This window comes from Pseudidiomarina aestuarii, assembly GCF_048263735.1.
Taxonomy (GTDB): Bacteria; Pseudomonadota; Gammaproteobacteria; order Enterobacterales; family Alteromonadaceae; genus Pseudidiomarina; species Pseudidiomarina aestuarii_B.
The window spans coordinates 25,974-41,103 of record NZ_JBLXDX010000005.1 but is presented as its reverse complement, the minus strand read 5'-3'; the positions used below and the strand labels follow the sequence as shown (position 1 = coordinate 41,103).

Annotated in this window: 17 protein-coding genes; 7 read left to right on the top strand and 10 right to left on the bottom strand. The window is 49.3% G+C overall.

Translation table 11 applies throughout. The features are described 5' to 3' along the window. Window positions 1-771: a hypothetical protein gene (locus ACN0S4_RS11085; RefSeq protein ID WP_417657740.1), complete on the bottom strand. Its 771-nt coding sequence runs from the start codon at window positions 769-771 to the stop codon at window positions 1-3. Window positions 772-907: 136 nt separating this feature from the next. Here ACN0S4_RS11085 and ACN0S4_RS11080 point away from each other — a divergent pair, with 136 nt between their 5' ends. Together ACN0S4_RS11080 and ACN0S4_RS11075 are read left to right on the top strand one after the other, a co-directional pair. Next, the gene (locus ACN0S4_RS11080) at window positions 908-2,050 is read left to right on the top strand and encodes a sensor histidine kinase (protein ID WP_417657739.1); all 1,143 of its coding nucleotides are present in this window, start codon (window positions 908-910) and stop codon (window positions 2,048-2,050) included. After that, window positions 2,047-2,691 carry a response regulator gene (locus ACN0S4_RS11075; protein WP_417657738.1) on the top strand — a complete coding sequence of 215 codons (645 nt, stop codon included), beginning with the start codon at window positions 2,047-2,049 and terminating at the stop codon, window positions 2,689-2,691. The genes ACN0S4_RS11080 and ACN0S4_RS11075 overlap by 4 nt, the downstream gene beginning before the upstream one ends. Here ACN0S4_RS11075 and ACN0S4_RS11070 read toward each other — a convergent pair. Further along, a complete protein-coding gene (locus ACN0S4_RS11070) occupies window positions 2,688-3,983 on the bottom strand; it encodes an NAD(P)/FAD-dependent oxidoreductase (protein WP_417657737.1) in 1,296 nt (431 codons plus the stop codon). The genes ACN0S4_RS11075 and ACN0S4_RS11070 overlap by 4 nt on opposite strands. A 166-nt stretch (window positions 3,984-4,149) precedes the next feature. Here ACN0S4_RS11070 and ACN0S4_RS11065 point away from each other — a divergent pair, with 166 nt between their 5' ends. From ACN0S4_RS11065 to ACN0S4_RS11055, 3 genes are all read left to right on the top strand, one after another. Then, window positions 4,150-5,022, top strand: a complete 873-nt coding sequence (locus ACN0S4_RS11065; RefSeq protein WP_417657736.1) for an alpha/beta hydrolase family protein — start codon at window positions 4,150-4,152, stop codon at window positions 5,020-5,022. Beyond that, on the top strand, window positions 5,012-6,262 hold the full coding sequence (kynU, locus tag ACN0S4_RS11060) for a kynureninase (protein ID WP_417657735.1): 1,251 nt from the start codon (window positions 5,012-5,014) through the stop codon (window positions 6,260-6,262). The genes ACN0S4_RS11065 and kynU overlap by 11 nt, the downstream gene beginning before the upstream one ends. Before the next feature lie 137 nt (window positions 6,263-6,399). Next, a complete protein-coding gene (locus ACN0S4_RS11055) occupies window positions 6,400-7,305 on the top strand; it encodes a tetratricopeptide repeat protein (RefSeq protein WP_417657734.1) in 906 nt (301 codons plus the stop codon). Between the two features lie 73 nt (window positions 7,306-7,378). Here the strand turns inward: ACN0S4_RS11055 and ACN0S4_RS11050 are convergent, their stop codons facing one another. The 3 genes from ACN0S4_RS11050 to ACN0S4_RS11040 all read right to left on the bottom strand — a co-directional run bounded on the left by ACN0S4_RS11050 (window position 7,379) and on the right by ACN0S4_RS11040 (window position 10,576). After that, the gene (locus ACN0S4_RS11050; protein ID WP_417657733.1) at window positions 7,379-8,725 is read right to left on the bottom strand and encodes a sodium-dependent transporter; all 1,347 of its coding nucleotides are present in this window, start codon (window positions 8,723-8,725) and stop codon (window positions 7,379-7,381) included. Between the two features lie 114 nt (window positions 8,726-8,839). Continuing rightward, window positions 8,840-10,210 (bottom strand): diguanylate cyclase domain-containing protein, encoded by a 1,371-nt coding sequence (locus ACN0S4_RS11045; RefSeq protein ID WP_417657732.1) that lies wholly within the window; start codon window positions 10,208-10,210, stop codon window positions 8,840-8,842. Between the two features lie 69 nt (window positions 10,211-10,279). Beyond that, window positions 10,280-10,576: a YciI-like protein gene (locus tag ACN0S4_RS11040; RefSeq protein ID WP_417657731.1), complete on the bottom strand. Its 297-nt coding sequence runs from the start codon at window positions 10,574-10,576 to the stop codon at window positions 10,280-10,282. A 115-nt stretch (window positions 10,577-10,691) separates the two neighbouring features. Here ACN0S4_RS11040 and ACN0S4_RS11035 point away from each other — a divergent pair, with 115 nt between their 5' ends. Together ACN0S4_RS11035 and ACN0S4_RS11030 are read left to right on the top strand one after the other, a co-directional pair. Continuing rightward, on the top strand, window positions 10,692-11,234 hold the full coding sequence (locus tag ACN0S4_RS11035) for a DUF3750 domain-containing protein (protein ID WP_417657818.1): 543 nt from the start codon (window positions 10,692-10,694) through the stop codon (window positions 11,232-11,234). Window positions 11,235-11,315: 81 nt separating this feature from the next. Next, window positions 11,316-13,502 carry an OsmC domain/YcaO domain-containing protein gene (locus tag ACN0S4_RS11030; protein ID WP_417657730.1) on the top strand — a complete coding sequence of 729 codons (2,187 nt, stop codon included), beginning with the start codon at window positions 11,316-11,318 and terminating at the stop codon, window positions 13,500-13,502. On the opposite strand, the gene ACN0S4_RS11025 is transcribed toward ACN0S4_RS11030, so the two are convergent. From ACN0S4_RS11025 to ACN0S4_RS11005, 5 genes are all read right to left on the bottom strand, one after another. Further along, complete coding sequence (locus tag ACN0S4_RS11025; protein ID WP_417657729.1) at window positions 13,483-13,692, bottom strand: hypothetical protein; 210 nt, start codon at window positions 13,690-13,692, stop codon at window positions 13,483-13,485. The genes ACN0S4_RS11030 and ACN0S4_RS11025 overlap by 20 nt on opposite strands. Window positions 13,693-13,722: 30 nt before the next feature. Continuing rightward, window positions 13,723-14,070 (bottom strand): VOC family protein, encoded by a 348-nt coding sequence (locus ACN0S4_RS11020; RefSeq protein WP_417657728.1) that lies wholly within the window; start codon window positions 14,068-14,070, stop codon window positions 13,723-13,725. A 19-nt stretch (window positions 14,071-14,089) separates the two neighbouring features. After that, complete coding sequence (locus ACN0S4_RS11015; RefSeq protein ID WP_417657727.1) at window positions 14,090-14,257, bottom strand: hypothetical protein; 168 nt, start codon at window positions 14,255-14,257, stop codon at window positions 14,090-14,092. Window position 14,258: 1 nt separating this feature from the next. Beyond that, window positions 14,259-14,594, bottom strand: a complete 336-nt coding sequence (locus ACN0S4_RS11010; protein ID WP_417657726.1) for a hypothetical protein — start codon at window positions 14,592-14,594, stop codon at window positions 14,259-14,261. Window positions 14,595-14,726: 132 nt separating this feature from the next. Beyond that, complete coding sequence (locus tag ACN0S4_RS11005) at window positions 14,727-15,098, bottom strand: VOC family protein (RefSeq protein WP_417657725.1); 372 nt, start codon at window positions 15,096-15,098, stop codon at window positions 14,727-14,729. Window positions 15,099-15,130: the final 32 nt, after the last annotated feature.

Here is a 15,130-nt window from a genome sequence, read left to right as displayed (position 1 = left end):
TTACGCGGCGGGCGCATTTTTTCGTGATTTTGGCGCCATTTTGCCCTTAAATTTCGTTTCATATTGTTTCGAGAGCAAAGTAATTGCCGTGGCACCGACTATGCCCGGAAGGATCCAGAATACCCATTGCCAATCACCCATCTCACTGAATAAACGGCGTGTTCCGAAGGTTAGGAAGGCTGTATACGCACCAATGCCAGTTCCCACCATGGCTTCCATGTGCTGTCTCCACAATTGCGCCAACGTGATTTCTTTGGCGAAAACATAGCGAAAGGTTTGCACGACACTCACCGCGCCTAAGCAACCAAATATCAGATGCAGGATGATGCCTTGGTTAAAGAAGTAGATATAAAGTAACCACAAACTGCCGACTAGTAGGCTCATGTGCAGTGCTAAGTGGTGCCACGTTCGCAATGGTTCACGGTCAGCTTTACAGGCCATGACTAAGTTGCCGTAGCGAATCCCCGTAAGCACCAACACACCGAGAAACAACAGTAATGCCCAAAAATTGCGAACGAACAGTAAAACCTGTTCGGGATTCTTCGCGTTAGTGAGCATCCCTGGCTTAACCGCTTCAGGATTCACCAAAACCATCAGCGCCATAATAATGGCCGAGTACGACACGGTATACATAACCCACGAGTAATAGCGACCAAAGCGCCGATGGTTGAGCCCACCCTTTTTGGTGAGCACAGGCACCCAAAATAGAATCAAAGCCATGGTGCCAAAAACAATGTGAAGCCAAAAAAGTGATTGATGTAACGTGAACATAGTGAGCCTCCTCAGCCCGAATTAGCTAAGGTCTACTTTAGATGCACGAAAGGCCTTCGTGCAGTGCCACAAGTCACAAGATGAAAAATGACTTTCGGCCTATTGCCTCGAAACCGCAACGTGCAATACTGCTGACATGAAAACGTGGCTACAAAAATTTCATCAGCACTTCGGACTCGACCGCTTCGCAGCCTTTATTACCTGGCTGCTGGTGAGTGCGAGCGCTTGTTGGTTTCTTGCGATAAACGGGTTTGGTTGGTTGCATGTGGGTGGTACCGCTGCGCTGATGCTGGTGTTTTTTGGCTTGTTTGAATATGCCACCACGGATGACCACCCAACTCGAACTGTGCGCCAACGCGTGTGGGCTGTTATTGGCCAGTACGGCATTATTATTGCCTGCTATTTCCTGGTGCCATTTAACTATGTCGCAATTTATGCGGTTATTTGGGCCGCGCAAATCCCTTACTTTATGCCGTTTAATCGAGCTGTGGCCTTGTCGGTGGTTTGGACCATTCCCTTATGGTTGATTTACGGCTACTACTGGAATGTTTCGGGGAGCTTGCTGACCGCTGTACTGTTCTGGACGTTCAATTTATTCGCCATGATGACCATGCAGGCGCAATTAACCGAACGCAAAGCTCGAGCTGAAGTAGAAGCCGTCAACCGTGAGTTGCGTTCCACCCAAGCGCTGCTGGCAGCTGCTAGCAAACAAGATGAACGCTTACGGATTTCCCGCAATATCCATGACTTGCTCGGACATCATTTGACGGCACTGACTATCAACCTTCAAATCGCTAGCCACAAAACCACGGGCGAAGCGCGTGAGCAGGTTGAACGCTGTCACGCGATTGCGAAGTTGCTACTTGCTGATGTTCGCGAAGCTGTATCGGACATGCGTGACTCTGGTCACTTGAAGCTCTGCGAATCACTGCAACAGCTCGCGACCACGGTGACTCCAGTGCAGGTGCACGTGGTTTGTGATGAGCCCATTCAAGTGACCGACCTACGCCTTGCAGAGGCGGTGCTGCGAACGGCTCAAGAAGCCATTACCAATACACTGAAACACAGTTACGCCACGCAGATGACCATCACCCTGCAACAAAATCAAGATCTGGTGCTGCTAGATATTGTTGATAATGGTAAAGCAAGCACAGCCCTTACTTACGGGAACGGTTTAACTGGCATGTGCGAGCGTTGGCAAGCTCTTGGTGGTAATTGTCAGATTGATACTCAAGGCGGGTTTGTTCGCATACAAGCGCAAGCGAGGATCGACTCATGACCGTTGGCGTGTTGGTGGTGGATGACCAGAACCTCGTTCGACAGGGCATCATTAGCCTGCTCCAGTTAGACGACCGCGTTCAAGTTATCGGCGAAGCATCCAGTGGCGATGCCGCACTGACGGCTATGGCAACCAGCCAGCCTGATGTCGTCTTGATGGATATTCGTATGCCGGGTCGTGATGGCATTGCTACAGTTGAAGCCATGAAGCAGCAGGGCTTCAAATGTCCGGTGATCATGCTGACTACCTTTGATGACCATCAACTCATTCTCAAAGCGCTTGAAGTCGGCGCCAAAGGCTACTTACTGAAAGATGTTTCGCTCGATATTCTGATCAACGGCATTCTCGCCGTTGCGAACGGCGAAACCTTGATCCATCCGACCGTTACGGAACGCATTCTATCAGGCTTGCAAGGTTTGCGGGGCCAGCATGAGAACGAACCTCTAGTCGAGCCGCTGAGTAACAAAGAAATTGAAATCCTACGGTTGCTGGCCGCGGGCTGCAGCAATCGTGAAATAGCTGAAGCCCTGTTTAAATCTGAGGGCACGGTCAAGAACCAAGTCTCCACTATTCTCGCCAAGCTCGGCGTGCGTGACCGCACCCGAGCAGTGCTCAAAGCCATCGAATCCGGCTTAATTTAATGGAGTTTCAGTTTTGGCCTTAGGCGGCGGTTGATGCCTTGCACGAGCATGAAGAGAAATGTCTTAAAGTAGCCATGCACAGCCACTTGATGCATGCGATACAGCGACTTATACATGATACGGGCTAGCCAGCCTTCAACCATCATGGCACCGCGCGTCAAATTCCCCATCAGACTACCGACTGCAGAATAGCTGCTCAGCGACACCAACGAGCCGCGATCGCGATACACAAAAGGTTGCAGTTTCTTACCACTCAACTGCCGAATGATATTGCGGCCACACATGGTCGCCATTTGATGCGCAGATTGTGCCCGCGGCGGCACGCGACTACCGTCCGCTTGAGTAAACGCGGCACAATCGCCAATGACGTACAGATTATCGTCGTTACTGGCTTGCAATGTTTCGCGCACGACCACTTGATTGGCGCGATTGAATTCAAGCCCCTCAATAGCGCTCAGGAAATTGGGCGCTTTCACACCGGCAGCCCAAATTTTTAGTGGGGCTGGAATTGATGTTCCGGCCTTGGTTTCAAATGCCTCTTTTGTTACTCGAGTGACGGCGGTATCGACTAGCACCTTCACGCCTAACTGCTCGAGTTCATGTTGCGCTGCTAAAGCGAGACGCTCTGGTAATGCGGGCAAGATTCTCGGTCCGGCTTCAATCAGCGTGATTTGTAACTGCGTGAGCTCAAAGTCTTCAAATCCATAAGCGCGGATCAACTCCGCCGATTTATGCAATTCAGCGGCGAGCTCAACACCGGTGGCACCACCGCCAACAATCGCAACTTGCAAAGGCTGTGGATAGCGCTGGGATTGCAACGACAGAAAGGTATTCATTAGGGTGTGATGAAAGCGTGTTGCCTGCTTGACGCTATCGAGGAAATAGCAATGCTCCGCAGCGCCTTCGGTACCAAAGTCATTGGTTACAGAACCAACCGCCAGCACTAACTTGGTGTACTCGATAGTGCGACTCGCGACGACTGCCTCGCCTTGGTCATTGCAGATAGGCGCTAACGTTATGCGTTGCTGCTTGCGATCGACTGCTGTCAGTTCGCCAGGTTGAAAGTGAAACCCCGCCACCGCTGCTTGCACCCGATAATCAACGCCATCGAGATCGGCATCTAATGCGCCAGCAGCCACCTCATGCAGCAAGGGCTTCCAGACATGGGTCAGGTTTCTATCGACCAGTGTCACACGAACCTGTGAGTCCTTTCGATAGTGTTTACCGAGGCGCGTGACTAACTCTAAACCGCCGGCGCCACCCCCAACCACAACAATATGCTGATGAGTCATGCGAAATCCTTGCAGATACTCGATTAAGTGCCACTTATTGTACGCCTCTTCGCATGGATTTTCCGAAGATTTTATTGTCTTTACAGGGGATAACTTGTATGGTTTTTCCCTGTTTTTTTAGCATTCAGATGCACTACACCAAAGCATTGATTCAGAGGTAGTACACATGCGCACCGACTCAAACCTTTCAGCAATTTTATCTGTTTTAGCCGTGCTTGCTGGCGGAGCTCTGGCGCAGCCTGCAAACGCTCAAGAGTATGCCGCAACCGAGCCGCAAGTCACTTACACCGCGGTCACCGAACTAGCCACAGGTACACCCCTCGATACGTTCGCATATGGTGAGTCGCCATTTCAGTTTGCCGAACTGTGGTTACCACGCGAAGCGACGCCCGAATCACCGGTCCCTGTGGTGGCGTTTGTACATGGCGGTTGCTGGCTCTCGTCTTACGACAGCAAGCATACGCATGCCTTGGCGACGGCTTTGACGCAAGAAGGGTATGCTGTGTGGTCCATTGAATATCGTCGGACGGGTGAAACCGGTGGTGGTTGGCCTTATTCGATGCTGGACATTCAAGCTGGTTTAAAAGCGCTACAGTCCGCAGCTCCGGGCGAACTAGATCTCTCTAAAGTGGCTTTAGCCGGGCATTCAGCTGGCGGCCACTTGGCATTGCTAGCGGCACAAGAGACTGAACTCGATTTGCGCGCAGTCATTGGTTTAGCAGCCATTACCGATATGACCGCGTACGGTGCTGGAGAGAGTGGTTGTGAGCAAGCGGCTGCAGCATTTATGGGTGGTAAGCCCGACGAATTGCCGGTGGAATATATGGTGGCTAGCCCGTCACAACATGAAGCCGTAGATAATACCGTTTTGCTCTACAGTGACGCCGATTCGATTGTCCCAGTAGCTCAAGCCGATGCTTTACCTAAAGCACGTAAACTTATAGTTCCCGAAGCTGGACATTTTGACTTTGTACATCCTGGTACACGGGCCTTTGCTGAATTTGTTCGTCTGCTTGATGAGGTATTAAATGATAAATGAAGCGGCCGCGCGCAAGCTTGATTCAGAAGACATTTTAGCGCACGTTCGCGAACGCTTTGTGATTCCCGAGGGCACCATTTATCTTGATGGCAACTCCCTCGGACTGCTCACTCACGCGGCCCAAGAACGCGTTCAACAAACAGTCTCTCAAGAATGGGGACAAGACCTCATCACCAGTTGGAACGCACATCAATGGATCGATTTACCAATTCGTGTCGGTGACCGCATTGGTCAACTGATTGGTGCTGCTGCAGGCCAAGTAGTCTGCTGCGACTCTATTTCAGTGAATTTAACCAAAGCGCTGGTTGCTGCATTGTCAGTGCAAACCGCGCGAGGTCAACGTCGTCATAAAGTCATCTCAACTGTCGATAACTTCCCCACCGATTTGTATATGGTGCAAGGTCTGCAGGACCTGCTCGGTAAAGGCAATTGCGAGTTGCAGTTAGTCGAAGAAAAAGAACTCAGCTCAACCTTGAATGATGATGTGGCCATTCTCATGGTCACTGAGGTTAACTTTCGTACGGGTCGTCGCCTGCCGATTGCCGAACTGACTCGCCTTGCGCACGAAAACAATATTCTCGTGATAGTCGACTTAGCCCATAGCGCGGGCGCAATGCCGGTTTGTTTGGACGAATGGCAGGTCGATTTCGCGGTAGGTTGCACCTACAAATATCTTAATGGTGGACCTGGAGCGCCGGCATTTGTGTATGCTGCGGAGCGCCATCATGCAACCATGCAGCAACCACTAAGGGGTTGGATGGGACACGCGCAACCATTCGAGTTTAGCAATAACTACCAACCCGCCGCCGGCATTCGACAGTTCTTAGCTGGTACCCCGCCCGTGACCGCCATGGTTGCAGTGGAAGGTGCGTTGACTGCATTCGATCAAGTCGATCTGAAAGATGTTCGCGATAAATCATTACGACTGGCTCGACTATTCCATGATCTTTTACACGATGCAGGCCTGACACAAATGCTGCAGTGTATTGCACCCGAGCAAGAAGCCCAGCGCGGCAGTCAACTGGCCTACGCCTTCGACCATGCCTATGGCTTGTGCCAAGCTCTCATTGAACGTGGTGTGATTGCTGATTTTAGAGCGCCTAACTACATTCGATTTGGCTTTACGCCGCTGTACACCAGCTATCATGAAATCTGGTTAGCGGTACAAATTATTCGTGATGTTATTGCCACTGAAGCGCATTTAGATTCGCGCTGGCAACAGCGTAACGCTGTGACCTAACCAAGAATACTATCCCAACCGAATGTTAATGATATGTAGTTGTCATTAGCATTTGGTTGCACTTTTGAACAAATCCTTCATTGACCTCGTACTGTCCAAAGTTGATAGTATGCGCGTAATTCATTCAGGAGTTTGTCATGCGTTTATCCATATCCGCACTGTTCGTTGCCGCCGCGCTGAGCGTGACCCCAGCGGTCGCCACGGAAGCGTCTAGTACCAGCCATATTGAAGTGTGTCCGAGCGGCGATTGTCAAAATGAGATGCGCCGACTAGTGAAGCTTGCTCGTAACGGCAGCGGCGACGCTGCTGCAGTAGTTGCAATGGCCTACGCAAGTGGTGACGGACTCGAGAAAGATGAAGAACTGGCTTTCGAGTTTGCGCGTCAAGGCGTGCGCTATCGCAGCGCATTGTCCATGTATTTGCTGTCTGACTGGTATCGCACGGGTAACGTGGTCGAACAAGACATTACAGAAGCGAATGACTTGTTAGACGAAGCCGTTAAACTCGAGTACGCCCCAGCCCAATACAAAAAAGCAGTGTTATTACTGGAATCGGGTAACGAAGCAGCCACCAACGAGGCGCTCACGCTAATCGAAGCCGCCGCTGACCAAAATCTCGTGAGCGCCATGTTTGCACTAGCGCGGCTGAAGCATACCGGCACTGCGGTCGACCAAGACTTAGTCGGCGCCGGTGATTTATACAGTCGCCTCACGATTGCCGGATTTAGCCCAGCCAAGCAATATCTCCGCGAAGTGTCTCGTAGTATTGATGCGGATTCGGTTGAGGTCGATGAGCGCCTACGCGCGCGCATGAGCGCAGCTGAAAACGTAGAACGTATTCAAGTCACTGCAGATGCGAGCTTGTACCAAACGCAAATTCAGGGCTTAGTGGACAGGTTGGAAACTTCTGGCATGTACGATAGCCGCTCAATTGGTTCGCGGATTCGTGGCAAAAGCTGTGCCGATTCAGGCAGCCCCTGTGCCGTAACTCGACCTGACGGTCGCGCCAGCTCGCTGAATGAGTTGTTAAGTGGCGGAAACTAATCGACCTCGGTAATCCGCATAAAAAAACCGCACTGTGTTACCACGTGCGGTTTTTTCGTATCTGTAGGACTGCTTAGCCAAAGATCAGGAAGTAGGCTACGGCTCCGATGAGGACAGGCGACAACACACCGGCCACGAACCGGAATACGTAAGTACACCACTCTGGCATTTCCTTGACCAACACGGTTTTGATTTCAGGCCACACGCGCCAGCCCACAAAGACTGCCGCTAACATGCCGCCAATTGGCATGAGTACGTTGGAGGCAATGAAGTCCATCAAGTCAAACGGTGTCTTACCGAATATCATCAAGTCGCCAGCCAAGGTACCAAACGACAACGCGGCAGGTACACTCAAGATCACGTAGTTGCTGATAGCGACAATGAGCGTGGCCTTTTTGCGCGGTAGGTCATATTCATCAATCAAGAACGCAACAGCTGGCTCGAGAATCGAAATCGCTGATGTAATAGCTGCAAACAACAGCAAACAGAAGAACAAAATAGCAAGGTACTGGCCACCAGTCATTTGTGCGAACAATGCTGGCATAGTGATAAAGGTTAGGCCAGGACCAGCCGCAGGATCGACGCCAAACGCAAATACTGCAGGAAGTATCATTAGACCTGCCAATACGGATGCCAAAATGGCTAAAAATGCTATCCATAAGCCTGCATTCACCACTTTCTCTTCTTTAGAGAGATAAGAGCCGTAGGCAATCATCAAGCCTGCACCTACTGATAGTGAGAACACGGCTAAGCCTAATGCATCTAGCACCATCCGGACTGACAGTTTGCCCCAGTCCGGTGTTAGCAGATAAATTAAACCGTCCATTGCTCCCGGTAGCGTTAAGCTGCGAATCACGAGGAAAATCAACAAGGCAAACAAGGTTGGCATGAGGATCTTACAAATACGCTCAATACCTTTTTGCACGCCAGCTATAACAATCGATGCCGTGATAAACGCAAAAATCGAGGTGTAAATCAACGCTGCAAGCGGGTCACCAATGAAACTAGCGAAGGCCGCTTCTAGTTCGGCGCCATCTGTGGTGAGGACGTCGCCACGCACAGCTTCGAAGATATAGGCAATGGTCCAACCGCCAACAACGGAATAGAAACCGAGAATGAGGAAGACGCAGAGAACCGATATCCACCCTGCATAATGCCACTTACCGCCACCAAGCGCTCGATAGGCTGAAGTCGCAGATTTCTTTGCGCGACGACCAATCATCATCTCAGACAGCATCATCACGACACCTACTGAGAATACACACGCCAAATAGACTAGTAAGAAAACACCGCCACCATTTTGGCCAGCAATGTAAGGGAACTTCCAAATGGCGCCAAGGCCAACTGCAGAACCTGCGGCGGCGAGGATGAAGCCAATTTTGGAGCCCCAAGCACCTCGAGTATCGGTTGCAACCGTCATAACACTTCTCTCGTTGTTGTTATATTTTTTAATGATGCAGCACTGTAGAGGAATTCAGCATCAAAATGCAATCCCTAAACCGAAGGTCGGTCCAATTCTGTCGATAAATTGCGGTTAGCTTGTCGTTTTTCGGCGTTTTTTGTCGGCGTACATGCGTTCATCTGCCGCTTTCAATAAGTCAGACGCTGTAGTCGCATCTTTCGGGCACATTGCTAGTCCAATACTCAAACCGACATGCAACTCTGTTCCATGGTAATTCAAATAATAATTGTGGATGGTATCGAGCAGGGTTTTCGCAATCAAACCAGCTTTTCGCTCAGTCGTGTCAGGCACTATCGCAAGGTATTCATCACCACCTAAACGCGCCAGCGTAACGTCATCATCGAGAGCAGCCCGCATGGTCAGAGCAACACCGCGCAACAATTCATCTCCCGCCTCATGTCCATGTTCATCATTTACGGCTTTGAAGCCATTAAGATCCATTAACATGACGGCTGCTTGTTCGTTTGCGCTGAGTCTCTTCAAAGTTCTTTGTAATTCCCTTACTGCAAAACGACGGTTTGGCAGACCCGTTAGTGAATCAGAGTAGGAGGCTGAGCGAGCCAAGCGAAATGAGTGTACTAAAGTCGCTATCAATAACAATATGAAAAGACCGATAGAGTAACCTATACCTCGCGCTATCATAGGTCGTTGCCACCAGTTAACGTCGAAAGTGGACCCCACTTTCACGGCCATTTGCCAACTGCCGCTTGGCAAGTCTATGCGTTGCATGAAGTCAGCGTTCTCGAAGGTATCGGCATCTCCCCAAAATAGGGCTCCAGCAGCTCCCTTCCCATTAACACCGCGGATACTTACTTTGTGTTGTCGAGAGAATTTATTTAGTCCAGATGCCTCTAAAAAGGGTTCAACGTCTATAACAACACTAACTGTCCCCCAGTAATCCTGATTATTGGGGAAATCTGAAAAAACTGGAAATCTCGCTATGATACCTAACCCACCCTGAACCAATTCTAATGGACCAGCTAAAAATACTGATTGCTGTTCACGCGCATAATTAACCGTTTGAAGTTGTTCAGGATAGTCGGAAAAATTTAAACCCAATGCTTTTTCATTACTTTCTAAAGGATAAATGCGTTGAATTATATTATCAGGAGCAAGACCAATATTTCGGATATAAAACCCTCGACTTATAGCGTTTCCAGCCAACTCATCGAACCTGCGCAGTACATAGTCGGGATCAACCGATAGCAAGGTGGATATACTGTTAGCAGTGTAAATGTCTGAAAATATAAATAATTCTAATCGTGCTTTGATTGACTCTGCTTGATCTTCGACTTGTGCACGCTCTTCACGTTCTGCACCCGCTTGAATACCATCAGCAAGCTGCTCAACCACCATGAGCATAATGACACAGTACAATACTGCGGCGAATGTCACCCCACCCCAGTATGTCTTATTTTTTTGCGCTAGTTGATTGATTCGCATTTAAAATCTCTCCGCATTCTCTGCAATCAATCATAGCTCATATTAGCCGACTGTGGCTATCGACCATAGTTAGCGCGTTGGGTTGGCTGCCAGATCACCGACAACCGTATGCCACGGCATAATTTGGTGGCTCTTGATTAAACCGTTCTGAACATATGGATCAGCCTGCACAAAAGCTTCAACCGCTGCCTTCGAGTCAACATTGAACACCAGGTGCGCTCGGTCGATTGGCTCACCGACAGCCCCGCCCAAAATGAGCTCGCCGCGCTCTGCATAATTCCAGGCCAACTTAAGATGCTTCTCGCGAAACAGGCCTCGACGCTCTAAATAGTCATCTGCAACTTGGTAAATCAAAACATAATGCATAGCTGGCTCCCACGTTGGTGGTCTTTAAAATTGTGTAAGGCATCGATTGTAAGCGATCTTTTTAAAAATTTATGCGTTTATAGCTAGTAATAGATTCAGCATAAGTGAAAGGTGAATTGTGAAACGTATTTTAGTCGCTCTTTTAGCTATTTGGTTGGTCGGTTGTTCCAGCAATGACTGGCGCTCTGCGTCACGCGATCCTGCTGGTATTGCGGCAAATCCAGAAGTGACGTCTGAAGCTGTGATTGAAGCGTATGCGGCTGACGCCTTCGGTTGGCGAGGTTGGTTTGCTGTCCACACGTGGATTGCTGTGAAGCCCGAAAATGCTAGTGAATACACAGTCTATGAAGTAGTAGGTTGGCGTGTCGAAAGCGGACAGCCTGCTCTGCGCGTTTATCAAACCGCTACTCCAGATCGATTCTGGTATGGTGCTGAACCCGAAAAAATTTACTCGCTGCAAGGTGAGCGCGCGGCTGAACTGATTCCAGAAATTCAAGCTGCTGCTGAGCGTTACCCGTGGGCTAACGAATATACTGCAGTCCCTGGCCCGAATAGTAATACTTTCCCGGCATGGATTGCGCTGCAAGTTCCAGAATTGGGATTAGAGTTGCCGTTTAGCGCGATTGGCAGTGGTTATGCGGACAATGACGCCGATTAGGCAAGACTAATGGGTGCAAAAAAGCGATAATAGCGACCGCAACGCAATGACGTCTCACCCATCAACGCTGGTACGCTATTCATGGAAATCAAAGTCAATTTTCTCGACAACCTCCGACTCGAAGCAAAGTTCGATGACTTCACAGTCATTACGGACCAACCGATTCGCTACAAAGGCGACGGCTCTGCACCGAGTCCATTTGATTATTTCCTCGCGTCATCAGCGCTATGTGCCGCCTATTTCGTTAAGGTTTATTGTGTGGCGCGCGATATTCCGACCGACAATATTCGGTTGTCACAGAACAATATTGTGGATCCTGAAAATCGCTACAACCAAATTTTCAAGATTCAGGTAGAACTGCCAGAAGATATTTCTGACAAGGACCGCGAAGGGATTTTGCGTTCCATCGAACGTTGCACCGTGAAAAAAGTGGTTCAAACGGGTCCTGAGTTCCAAATTGAAGTGGTCGAAAACCTCGACGAAGACGCCCAAGCCTTGTTGATGGGCAGCCCGACTGACGGCTCGCGCACCTATATTGAAGGGAAAGACTTACCGCTTGAAGACACGATCGCCAATATGACAGCTATTTTGGCGAACTTGGGTATGAAGATTGAGATTGCCTCATGGCGGAATATAGTGCCCCACGTATGGTCGCTGCATATTCGCGACGCGGCCTCGCCGATGTGTTTCACCAACGGCAAAGGCGCAACGAAAGAAGCGGCTCTGGCTTCAGCCTTGGGTGAGTTTATTGAACGTCTGAGCTGCAACTTCTTCTACAACGATCAGTACTTCGGTGAGGCGATTGCGAATAGCGACTTTGTGCATTACCCCAATGAAAAGTGGTTCGCCCTTACCGATGATGACTCGTTGCCTGACGGTTTGCTGGATGACTACTGCTTAGACATCTATAACCCCGACGATGAGTTGTGTGGTTCTCATTTAATCGATACCAACTCTGGTCGCGTCGATCGCGGTATCTGTGCATTGCCGTTTGTGCGTCACTCTGACGGCGAGACCGTTTATTTCCCGTCGAACTTGATCGAGAACTTGTACTTAAGCAACGGTATGAGTGCGGGTAATACATTGCCGGAAGCGCAAGTGCAGTGTTTATCAGAAATTTTTGAACGTGCGGTGAAAAAGCAGATCCTCGAGCAAGAATTGGCGTTACCGGATGTTCCTGCTGAGGTTCTCGCACGTTATCCGCATTTAGTTGAAGGCATTGCAGCGCTCGAAGCTCAGGGCTTTCCAGTATTGGTGAAAGATGCGTCGCTGGGCGGTCAATTCCCTGTTGCGTGCGTGACCTTGATGAATCCACGCACGGGCGGCGTATTTGCCTCATTTGGTGCGCATCCAAGTATGGCCGTAGCCATTGAACGCAGCCTCACTGAGCTACTGCAAGGCCGCAGCTTTGAAGGCTTGAACGACCTGCCTCCTCCCACCTTTAATTCCATGGAACTCACAGAGCCGAACAACTTTGTGGAGCATTTTATCGATTCCTCAGGTGTGGTGTCTTGGCGCTTCTTTAGTGCGCGTAGCGATTACAGCTTTGTCGACTGGGATTTTGCGGGGACTAACCAAGAAGAAGCCGATGCCTTGTTTGGCATCTTGGCTGACCTTGGCAAAGAAGTTTACATGACCGTGCATACTGACTTGGGCGCGCCAGTATGTCGTATTTTGGTGCCAGGTTTCTCTGAAGTGTATCCAGTTGAAGACTTAGTTTGGGACAATACCAATGTGGCGCTGCAATATCGGGAAGCTATTCTTAATTTGCATCGTTTGAGTGATGATGAGTTGCGTGACTTAGTCGAGCGCCTCGAAGAGAGCCAACTCGACCCATATATGGATATCATCACGCTAATCGGCATTGAATTTGATGAGAATACGGTCTGGGGTCAACTGACTATTCTTGAACTAAAAACACTGATTTACCTTGCACTCGGACAGCATGAAGAGGCATTGGAAGGCGTTGAAGAGTTCCTCCAGTACAACGACAACACGGTTGCCCGCCAGTTGTTCTATCGCGCCATGCAGGCCGTCTTAGAGATAGAACTCGATGATTCGTTAGAATTGGACGATTACCGACACAATCTGACGCGAATGTTCAGCACTGAGGTGATGGAGCAAGTGATTGGTTCGGTTGAAGGCAGTGTGCGCTTCGCTGGCTTAGAGCCAACCAATATGCAGCTTGAGGGCTTGGAAAAGCATCTACGTCTTATCGAAAGCTACCAAAAGCTGCATGCTGCACGTGCTAGTCGTGAGAAGGGCTGACGTCCTTTTTCATGACTAAAACAATCATGTAAAGCAATGCTATGGGTGGCACGAAGGCGGTTAAGAATCCGACAAAGGCTGCCCAACCAGCATTCTGTGTTTTCCGCTTACCCAATAAATAAGTCACGATAACCGTGACAATCATGAACAGGATCATGCCCTGTCCGATGTAAGTCATATTAATATTCATAGTCGTCCTTGTTGTAGTTATTTTTCCGAATTACTCAGACCAAACCGCGTATTCATTGCCACTTGGGTCACTAAAGTGGAATCGACGCCCGCCTGGGAAGTCGAAGATCGGTACCATTATGGTGCCACCCGCTGCTTCAACCCGCTGTTGTGATGCCTCTAACTCTTTGCTGTAGAGCACAATCAAAGCGCTTCCCGATGCAACTGTAGCAGACTTTTCAGAGCGAAAAAATCCGCCATCTAAACCCGCACCTTGAAAGGATGCATAGTCAGGACCATAGTCGACAAACGTCCAACCAAACGCCTTACTGAAGAACGTTTTAGTCCCCTCAATATCAGTTGCTGGGAACTCGACGTAGTTAATTTTTTCGCCGCTCATAGCTGTGTCCTTATTTAGACTACTCAGAGTTCCGTTTGCGGCCGAGAATTCCAAACCAAAATAGACCTTCGAACGCGATGCCTGCGAGGACAAAACCTACAGCTCCGGATGGAATGCCGATCACATAGCAAACAATCGCTGCAACTAAAAATAATACCAGTAACAAACCGTGGGTATATCCTTTCATTTTAAGATTCCTTTACTGATTGACGAATCATGTTTTTCAACACCATTTGCGCCGTTTTCATGACTCGTTCTTCTTTGTGATGACCGAACTCATCGTCATAGATAATGACTATTGGATAGCCTCCACTTGGACAATATTTAGTCTCATCAAAGCCATCGTACGCCAAGCCAAATCTAACCCTCGGCGACTGCCTGTCAATATTTAGCCAATAATTGACTCGTTCGTTGAAGCCATCTAGGAAGATCGCACTCCCTAATGTTCTCGCCTCGTCCACTGTGTCGAAACAAGGCGGCTGATATGTCGTTTCAGGGGAAGATGCACAGCCGATGAGAGTCATGGCTAGAGCTCCTCCAACAATTCGGTAAGACTTTATAGACATCGATACTTTTCCATGAGCGTGTCAAAAATCAGAGAACAATCCTCTCAGATATTTGAACATCAAGTGCGGCCTCCGTGTCGGTCTTTTGCTTTAAACGTGTTGGTCAAAAAGGACTGGATTTCCGTCCGGATCAATGACCGAGAAGCTTGCTGGACCGCTGTCTGAATCAAGTGAAGGATGCAGAATTTCCAGGCCCTTGGCCTTGAGCTGCTCATGCAATTCTCTTACATCCGTGAACGAATCCAACGGCGATGCATCCTGATCCCAACCGGGATTAAAAGTCAGAATGTTCTTGTCGAACATGCCTTCAAATAGACCGATGTTGGTATCGCCATTCTTCATAATGAGGAACCGATGCGACTCCTCACCGGCATAAACGGTAAATCCCAACTTCTCGTAGAACTCCCGCGACTTTTTTAAATCTTTAACCGTCAAGCTGACTGAAAAGCATCCAAGTTTCATGTCCTTTCTCCTGTGGCATCAAACTCAATTAG

What these genes read in the sequence shown, in the direction of transcription:
- ACN0S4_RS11025 (WP_417657729.1), bottom strand. Translation starts at nt 13,692, where the DNA reads ATGAATATTAATATGACTTACATCGGACAGGGCATGATCCTGTTCATG.
- ACN0S4_RS11055 (WP_417657734.1), top strand. Translation starts at nt 6,400, where the DNA reads ATGCGTTTATCCATATCCGCACTGTTCGTTGCCGCCGCGCTGAGCGTG.
- ACN0S4_RS11010 (WP_417657726.1), bottom strand. Translation starts at nt 14,594, where the DNA reads ATGACTCTCATCGGCTGTGCATCTTCCCCTGAAACGACATATCAGCCG.
- ACN0S4_RS11080 (WP_417657739.1), top strand. Translation starts at nt 908, where the DNA reads ATGAAAACGTGGCTACAAAAATTTCATCAGCACTTCGGACTCGACCGC.
- ACN0S4_RS11005 (WP_417657725.1), bottom strand. Translation starts at nt 15,098, where the DNA reads ATGAAACTTGGATGCTTTTCAGTCAGCTTGACGGTTAAAGATTTAAAA.
- kynU (WP_417657735.1), top strand. Translation starts at nt 5,012, where the DNA reads ATGATAAATGAAGCGGCCGCGCGCAAGCTTGATTCAGAAGACATTTTA.
- ACN0S4_RS11045 (WP_417657732.1), bottom strand. Translation starts at nt 10,210, where the DNA reads ATGCGAATCAATCAACTAGCGCAAAAAAATAAGACATACTGGGGTGGG.
- ACN0S4_RS11085 (WP_417657740.1), bottom strand. Translation starts at nt 771, where the DNA reads ATGTTCACGTTACATCAATCACTTTTTTGGCTTCACATTGTTTTTGGC.
- ACN0S4_RS11065 (WP_417657736.1), top strand. Translation starts at nt 4,150, where the DNA reads ATGCGCACCGACTCAAACCTTTCAGCAATTTTATCTGTTTTAGCCGTG.
- ACN0S4_RS11020 (WP_417657728.1), bottom strand. Translation starts at nt 14,070, where the DNA reads ATGAGCGGCGAAAAAATTAACTACGTCGAGTTCCCAGCAACTGATATT.
- ACN0S4_RS11070 (WP_417657737.1), bottom strand. Translation starts at nt 3,983, where the DNA reads ATGACTCATCAGCATATTGTTGTGGTTGGGGGTGGCGCCGGCGGTTTA.
- ACN0S4_RS11030 (WP_417657730.1), top strand. Translation starts at nt 11,316, where the DNA reads ATGGAAATCAAAGTCAATTTTCTCGACAACCTCCGACTCGAAGCAAAG.
- ACN0S4_RS11040 (WP_417657731.1), bottom strand. Translation starts at nt 10,576, where the DNA reads ATGCATTATGTTTTGATTTACCAAGTTGCAGATGACTATTTAGAGCGT.
- ACN0S4_RS11075 (WP_417657738.1), top strand. Translation starts at nt 2,047, where the DNA reads ATGACCGTTGGCGTGTTGGTGGTGGATGACCAGAACCTCGTTCGACAG.
- ACN0S4_RS11050 (WP_417657733.1), bottom strand. Translation starts at nt 8,725, where the DNA reads ATGACGGTTGCAACCGATACTCGAGGTGCTTGGGGCTCCAAAATTGGC.
- ACN0S4_RS11015 (WP_417657727.1), bottom strand. Translation starts at nt 14,257, where the DNA reads ATGAAAGGATATACCCACGGTTTGTTACTGGTATTATTTTTAGTTGCA.